The sequence below is a fragment of the Bacteroides sp. 41_26 genome, assembly GCF_949740115.1.
In the GTDB taxonomy this organism is placed as follows: Bacteria; Bacteroidota; Bacteroidia; order Bacteroidales; family Bacteroidaceae; genus Bacteroides; species Bacteroides nordii.
The window spans coordinates 1-7,298 of the sequence record NZ_CATJGZ010000032.1 but is presented as its reverse complement, the minus strand read 5'-3'; the positions used below and the strand labels follow the sequence as shown (position 1 = coordinate 7,298).

Annotated in this window: 5 protein-coding genes and 1 pseudogene; 5 read left to right on the top strand and 1 reads right to left on the bottom strand. The window is 35.6% G+C overall.

What is annotated here, in order from left to right; genetic code table 11:
• Nucleotides 1–467: 467 nt before the first annotated feature.
• The 5 genes from QX565_RS00480 to QX565_RS00460 all read left to right on the top strand — a co-directional run bounded on the left by QX565_RS00480 (nucleotide 468) and on the right by QX565_RS00460 (nucleotide 6,508).
• Nucleotides 468–1,628, top strand: coding sequence for a hypothetical protein (locus tag QX565_RS00480; protein ID WP_289290601.1), 1,161 nt, complete (start codon nucleotides 468–470; stop codon nucleotides 1,626–1,628).
• A gap of 86 nt (nucleotides 1,629–1,714) precedes the next feature.
• On the top strand, nucleotides 1,715–2,404 hold the full coding sequence (locus QX565_RS00475; protein WP_289290598.1) for a hypothetical protein: 690 nt from the start codon (nucleotides 1,715–1,717) through the stop codon (nucleotides 2,402–2,404).
• A 26-nt stretch (nucleotides 2,405–2,430) separates the two neighbouring features.
• A complete protein-coding gene (locus QX565_RS00470) occupies nucleotides 2,431–4,122 on the top strand; it encodes a WG repeat-containing protein (RefSeq protein WP_289290596.1) in 1,692 nt (563 codons plus the stop codon).
• A 21-nt stretch (nucleotides 4,123–4,143) separates the two neighbouring features.
• Nucleotides 4,144–4,806: a hypothetical protein gene (locus QX565_RS00465; protein ID WP_289290594.1), complete on the top strand. Its 663-nt coding sequence runs from the start codon at nucleotides 4,144–4,146 to the stop codon at nucleotides 4,804–4,806.
• A gap of 313 nt (nucleotides 4,807–5,119) precedes the next feature.
• Entirely contained in the window at nucleotides 5,120–6,508 is a 1,389-nt protein-coding gene (locus QX565_RS00460; protein ID WP_289290592.1) for a S41 family peptidase, read from the top strand.
• A 61-nt stretch (nucleotides 6,509–6,569) separates the two neighbouring features.
• Here QX565_RS00460 and QX565_RS00455 read toward each other — a convergent pair.
• Nucleotides 6,570–7,298, bottom strand: a pseudogene (locus QX565_RS00455) (relaxase/mobilization nuclease domain-containing protein); the annotation flags it as partial.

Genomic DNA, 7,298 nt, shown 5'->3' with positions numbered 1-7,298 from the left:
TACACCTCCCTTCTGATTGGCAAATGTCACTATAACCGGAGTCTGTATCATTTCAAGTATTGATTGATTTTGTGACAAATGTATTAACCAAGATTCTCAGGTAAGAAATGTGCAACACAATTGTGATTTAGGTTGGTTAAACTGGGATATTTAGATATATTTTATTGAGTTATTCGGCTTCTTTAAACTGAAATGGTTACAAGAATATATTCTTATAATGGTGGGAAATATTGAAGCTCATACAGTATATACAATGAAAAATATCTGATATTATTAATTCTCAATTTTTTATCTTATTGTTATTTTGTAACTTTACAAACATATCATGGAACAGTATTATGTGATAATATGTGAATGTATATAATATAATAGGTTCATTTTAATAGGTCACATAAAGGAATTCTAGTGATTATATTACATTGTTACGTGATATTTTAGTATTTATATAAAATATTAAACGAAATAGAATGGAAGAAAATATCAAGTATCCCAGACTTGAATACATTAAGTCTGCAGTAGATGAAACATTTAAAAACACGGATGGTTTCTTGTGTAAAGCATCTCAGGATTATACTGATTCTTTGTTGAACCAATATGATGAACTCATAGCTAAGGGGTTTCATATTGATAATCAAGTAAGGGACCGGATAGACAAGAATTATATCATGTATAAATTGCCCCGTCTTGATATTGATGAAAAAAGTTACTACGAATTCCTTATTGAATACGAAACAACGTCTCCCTCAACAGGGATTTACTTTGGTTGTAAAGCGATAACAAATGAAAAGTATATTCATGAACACGAAACCTTGATCCAAGACGTTTATAAAAAGCATTGGAATTGTCTTCAGGCATTTGTGACACAGCGTCTCGGAGCTATGTTCGCAGATTATCCCATAGCCATTATTATCCAGCAAACAGATAATGACGACAGTGGCACATATTGGCCTTTCTGGATTCGATTGAATTATCTGAGAGATATTATTAATGTAGCGGCAAATAGCCTTCAAGTTATCCGACTCATTTATAGCAGATACTTAGATGGTAAATATGAAGAAGAACAGTTAAGTCCGAAACAAAGCACTAATTCACAGAACTACATCCCGTATTATACTCTAGAAGCATATAGAGCCCTTAGAGAAGAAGGAGTGAAGTTTTCTTGTAAGAATCCACCAACTAAAGATCGCGTCGCTCCAGCCCTAATATTTGACGAGTTTATAAGTTATCTAGAAAGGGAAAAGTTTGTTGCTAAAGTCCCCGAATATGAATATGGGTATGCTGTACAGAAAATTCATCCAGACCGACTGTCTGGTAGCAGTAGAGGCGATACAAGTAGACGCAAATCTGGTGAAAAAATTAAAAACTACGAAGATTTTTCCAATCTCATTAGAACGTTTGTATACTTCTTAAATAAGTATTACTACAATAAATATGATAAGGATAATCCATCTATATCGGTTCCTTGGACAGCCCTTGTCCGTGTATTTATGAAAGAGACACATGACGCCTTTATTCCTGAAAATCTGAAAGTTCCTATCAGTAGAAAATTTGGCGGTAAAGAGAGAAAGGAACCATATATAGTAAATGATTTATATGCTCACTTAGAGCAGAAATTTCCTATCGGATAATTTTTTCAAAATATTTTTGTTTACGTAAACAAACGGCTAATTTGATAGGCTCTACCTTTGTGGCACAATCATAAAAACAAAGATTTATGAAAAAAAAATATTTTTTCGAGCCACATATTGGTTCTGCCTATCATTCAGGTTGTGGTCCTTATGGTAAAAAGATCCTAGTTTTGGGAAGCAGCTTTTATTGTCCATGTGTATATGGCGATAAAGCATGCATGGAATGCACGGATATAAACAAAAAAGATTCCAGCAAGTATGACACATCATGTAAAATATATCAGCCGTTAGGACGTGTGCTGCATGACGAACCAAGCTATAATATTAAAGAAAAACCGAAGGCTTACCAGAATCTTGCTAAAGCTATTGGAAAGATTATTGGAACCACAAGCTATGACCAAACATGGTCCTATCTGGCATTTACCAATTATGTACAGTTCTTTCTTCCTGCCGCGGATGAGTTCTATCGCGGAGCAAGTTCGGCTGATCTGTCACCGAGAGACTTTGATGCTTTCATAGAAATTGTCCGCAAATTACAGCCACATGTTGTCATTGTATGCGGTTGTATCATAAATAAGCCTGTTATGAACAATGAATATCTGTGTGACAAGGACATGTTGGAGCAGACTCAGGGATATGTTTGTCATCTGGAAATTCCTGGAATTCCTCATCGCATCAGCGTTATCAATCCATACCATCCTTCCTCTTCAGCCTGGTATACAGGATTGAACTCTTTTCAGCAGGATCTGACTGCAGAACTAAATATAATTGATTGAATAACCATTTTTTAAGATAATAGAATATGAAAATCATCAGAACCATTGAGACTTTAAACAAAGCCTTGAACTACAATTTTGGAACAGCAAAGAAGTTTGAACTTTTCAGAAGAAAAGACAACAGATGCTTTAGATTCTGTCTCTATGACGGAAAAAACTATGACAATCTTTATGTGTACCTGCAGAATGGAGACGACCAGATTCCTGTATTTCCAGAATATAAGATGAAAGTTGGAGAATGGTATAACATAAATGGCGAAAGTAAATGCGTCAATATATATATGAGTTCACTTGACAATATTATATCAGATAATCCCTATCTTGTTAATAATGAAAATGCATATTTTATCGCTTTTAATATGGAGGTTGCCAAATGGATCCTGGAGAATTATACCGGTGTGTATTTGAAACATTTGTATGAAGTGGTTCATAAAAAGAGCAAAGCAAGCAATTATGAAACCATAGAAGCTCTTGAGAAGATGTCTGCGAATCCTTATTATGGAAAAGGAAATGTGTGGTTCCTACCGGCAAAATTCAGAAACCTGCACATCAACGTGCAGCAAATCCCTGAAGAAATAGTAGACAGTTATTTGCAGGAAGAAGAATGTTATCAGCAATATCAGGTTTTTGAAGAAAACGGTTTGAAAGGAGTTAAGCCATATGGCTTTGACGATGACATGATTGTAAACCCTGAATATGAAGAAATAAAACTTGAGAACAAAAGGGCCTATTTAAAGAACAAGGAGGGGCATTGGGCTGAATTCAATTTGGTTAGCAGAACGCTGAAATGCGATTTTATATATGACTCTATTGAATTTGATGCATCCAAAGGATATGTTTGTGGATATATCTCAAACAAAAAAACGATTCTTCATAGTAAATATATTTCAAAAAGACCGCTGATATTCTGCCAGGACAACTGCTATGGGTTAATCACAGATAGTGGCAATGTCATTCTAGAAGCCAAGTATGATTGGATTCAATCTATAGGTGAACGATACGAAATATTCTGTGATGGAAAATATGGCTTGGCAGACAGTTTCGGAAATCTTAAACTGGATTGTATTTATAGTGAGATACAGTTTCCGACTGAAACATGCCCCCTTATTTTTGTATGTAAGGACGAAAAGTGGGGTATCGTGGATATAAATGGACAAGTATATGCAGACTTTGAATATGACAACCCTGATGAGGAAACTCTTATTCAGGCCACCAATGAATATATAAATAAGCAATACAGAAAGAGAAAGCTTATAAGCACCGTTGTCATGAGAAGAAATCCGAAGGAAGGAAAGATATTAATGAAGCTTAAGGACTTTAATCGGGAATTCACTATTTACCGAAGGGAACTCCCGAAAGAGGTTTACGAAAGGGTTATGTCCAACTATCCTCTTTCTTTAAGATACTTGGGACTTTCTGCCATTAATGTTGATGACTCTGGTGAATTGAAGTTTAATTATAATGATAAAGAAAAATGGTATTATGTAAAGAAAGTCATAGATGGTCTGTCAACCAAGCAACTTTATGAAACTGAGGTTGTTACGGTTCTGCGGGATAGAGTGATAGTAAAAATTCTTGAGCCACAATTCAAAGCAACGCTACTTTTGGAGGGTTCCACTTTGACAAAGGGAGACAAAATCATGTGTAAGGTGAAGCGTAAAAGATGGCCCCTGGAATTAATCTTGGTAAAGCCAGACAATTATACCGAAGAAAAGTAATAACAATTAAAAAATACGTTTATGAGTTATGTTAATGAAGCTCTAGATGAGTTATATGCTGATTATTTTGATTCAGCTTATGTAGAAGACGGAATTTTTTATAATTCTGCAGAAGAAGATTGGGATGATGAACATTTAAAGGTTTTGTTTGTATTGAAGCAACCTAGTAATTCTGATCTCTTAGGTGAAGATTATCGGTCATATGATTTTGATACCTTAATGGAGAGTTCAGTATGGCAAGAACTGTTAGCCCGATTATATGGTATAATGAATACTGATGAGGATGGATATCCTGATTATGATGAAGCAACTGATTGGGATAATATGCGAGAGGCCTTCTATAATTATCCATTTGCTGCAATCAATATAATAAAAGATGAGTGCTCTTCATCTACAAGTCCTTCATATTTAAAAAGATATGCAAGAAATAACAGGGATTTTCTGACTGACCAGTTAAATATTTTACAGCCTGATATTATAGTCTGTTGTGGCCGTGATATTTTTGACATAGTAAATTCTGCATATTCCGGCATCAGGTCTAATAATAATTATTTAAAGTATGATTCTGACTTGGATGTAATATATTTTGATACATGCCACCCTAGTCATAGAGGAGGGTATGATGCGCTTGAACACGCATATGACTGCATGTTGTCTGAATATTCAGATTTTTTGGAGGATTAAATAATAAGGTATATGGAAACAGTAAAAAAAATAGCGAACATTATTTTTTGGTTACTTTTGGTAACCCTGATACTAACTGTGTTTCTGAATAATCTTGCTATCATTCAAGTAGGATGCATAATTGGGATTATAATCATTCGCGTCTTCATTGTAGAAGGTAGAGAACGTGATTGGTTCTAGAAATAATAGCATTAACACTAACATAACCTATCGCATTGACCACAAACATTGGTTTCTAGCGGTAGGTTTTAAAGTTAAGCATTGGTTTTATTGAGGGAGTGAAAATAACATTGGTAACAAGCAGATAATACATATGAGTACATTCATTTTGGCAGATATAATCTCAGCGGTTATTATAATAGGTATTTCAATATTTATCTACATTAAAAGAAAAAGGCTCGGATTCGTACGAGTGTCTATATTGTATCTCTTCATTCTTGGAGGAATAATATATATTACTATTGAAAAATATCAACAATATTGGGAATTGTATCACCTTACGATGAAACCGGAGAAGCAGTTCGTCATAGATCAAGATATAGAACCGAATGAATACATGGATGATTTCGGAGAGATATGTGATATTGTCGAGAAACATTATTCTCTGGCTGAATATAAAGGTATATCGCTAAAGTCCTTACGTGATAAGTACTCGGTTATGGTAAATAACGCAAAGAATAACAGAGAATATTTTTTAGCAGTCCAACAGTATTTCTCTGAGTTGAAGAACTCTCATACATACCTAATATATAAGAAATATTCGACTATGGCAGATGCAGAATGGAGGAGGGATTCTTTGTATGTCTCAGTCAATCTGACTGAATATCCATTTAAGAAAGGAGACAGGATTTTATCTATAGATGGTATAGATGTATTGTCATGGAGAGACAGCATGAAGAATTACGTTACAGGTTCCACTGAAAAGGGAAGATATGCTCATACTGCAGATTATGTATTTTCAGGTTGTATCGATACTGTTAGGAACCTATGTCTTTGTAGGGATGATTCTGTTTTTAATGTTATGGTAGAATTGAACAGGGAAGGAATGCAGCATATATCCGAGTATAACAAAGAAGCCAGGAGTTCAGAGAATAGGCGTATTATGAATTTACCTAAAGATAAGGAAGAATACTTCACTCTCTTGTCATTATCAGGTTTTACAGATGAAGAAACTGAGGAGTTCATACTCAAATATAATAAAGTCAAGAATTATCAGTGTATCATCCTGAATCTGCTGAATAATCCCGGTGGACTTGTAAGGAATATGGAGAAGATAGCAGCCCTTCTCTTGAAACAGCCTTATCGGACAGAGACTTTGATAACTCCGTCTGAGAATTCATTCAAGGGTAAACTGTATGTGATGATTGGCCAAAATACATTTTCTGCTGCCGAGTATTTGGCAAGCATACTGAAAGAGTCCGGTAGTGCTGTTCTTGTTGGTGAGGAAACAACAGGTGATTTCTGTGTTACCCCACTTACATTCCGTACTTCTCATGATACTTATTTCTCTCTTGGATATGGGAAACCTAAAACGACTTTCAAGGGTAATCCTCGTGAAGGGAAAGCTGTTGAACCTCATTACCGGATAAAAGAGAGTTCAGCTCTTTCAAACGACTTTAATACCGTAAGGATTGCATATTATCTGGTTATGAATGATATCTTGGAGGCTAAGATGGATTCGCTAAAGGAAAAAAGAGATTAACGGGTTGGAGTGATTCCAATCTGTTAATCTAAATATATCTATTATACATATCCAATTAAAATCATCTTTTAATTGAATAATCATCATCAACCTTGTCATAGTTTTCTTTCAGGCCTACTTCCCACTCACGTTTATCGCCATGACTACCACCGCCAAAATCACGCAATTTACCCATGCCGGAGAGAATCACAGTAGGTTTCCTATTTTGCAGATGCTTGTGTCGATTAGATTGCTTCACAGACTGTTTCTTTAGCCGGTCAAGATTGAAGTTATCTTCAGTAAGATTTATAATGATATGCTGCTTGAAATTTATAGCATAAGTTGCATCTTCTTCCTGACGGACAGTAAAGCCCTCTTCATGCAGTCGGCTTCTGACAGAGGAAACATTTTCATCATTGAATATCTCACGCAGACGGTTTTCAGCATCAGTGTAGTAGTGTGTTCTTTCCGGAGATATATCTACCAGATCTGTCCGGGAAACATTGAATATCTTACAAAGCAAATCCCGTTCAGCCTCAGTAGCCGGACTGAACATTTCTACCATAGCTATACGGTTGTTACGGTCGATTGCCTCTGCCATAAAAGGTTTCAACGGACGGCTCTGACCATCAAAGTAGATAATGCCTTTCTTGATATAGGCACGCTGCTTCCTGATTTTACTGTATATTTCACCTTGGGTAATCTTCGGGTTAAGTGTCAGTAATCTGTCAATATAATCCTCAATCCGATTGAACCGTTCTTCAGGAGTAGTAAAGTCCAGAAGCTCCTCTACAGCCAGTACTCTTGCACC